1 rRNA gene is annotated in these 769 nt (G+C 45.6%); it reads left to right on the top strand.

Annotated features, from left to right (window positions below):
- Positions 1–45 precede the first annotated feature (45 nt).
- Positions 46–769: ribosomal RNA gene (locus MXE27_RS11740) — 23S ribosomal RNA — on the top strand; the annotation flags it as partial.

Below are 769 nucleotides of genomic sequence, written 5' to 3'. Positions count from 1 at the left end.
AGTTAGTATTTGTAATAATATATAATCCAGAATAGTTTAGTTGTGAAATTATGCTACTTAAACCATCTGGGGGATGGCTTGGCTTGAGTTGCCGAAGAGGGTCGTGGCAAGCTGCGATAAGCCTGGGCGAGGAGCATGCATCCTTTGAACCCAGGATTGCCTAATGAGTCTTCTTATTCTTCGGAATGCTCCCTTTGTGGGAGCGGGAACCCGCTGAACTGAAACATCTTAGTAAGCGGAGGAAAAGAAAGCAATTGCGATGCCGTTAGTAACAGCGAGCGAAAGCGGCGTAGGACAAACTGAATTCCCTGTAGTAATATGGGTGAAGATGTGGTGTTGTTAAGATTTAGTCAACAGGCCTCCTCAGATAAATTGAAGTCAGCTGGAATGCTGTACCGTAGAGGGTTATAGTCCCGTAGATATGTTTTGTGTGAGGTTTGGGCTTTTTTCTTGAGTAGGGTCCATTGGATATTGGGCTTGAATCTTGGGAGGCATCGACTCCTAATTCTAAATACGTCTCAAGACCGATAGCGTACTAGTACCGTGAGGGAAAGCTGAAAAGGACCCCTATCGGGGTGTGAAAAGAGCCTGAAACCAGATGGTGACAGCCAGACATGGCATGAAAGGAATGAAGTCTTTCGAAAGAAACCATGGTAACGTGGGAGTATGAGATATGATGGACTAGTGTTGTGTCGTCCGTCTTGAAACACGGGCCAGGGAGTTTTTGGTTGTGGCGAGACTAAGAAGTTTTAGCTTCGTAGTCATAGGG

This window comes from Methanobacterium alcaliphilum (assembly GCF_023227715.1).
GTDB lineage: Archaea > Methanobacteriota > Methanobacteria > Methanobacteriales > Methanobacteriaceae > Methanobacterium_E > Methanobacterium_E alcaliphilum.
This window is presented reverse-complemented; position numbering and strand designations above follow the sequence as displayed.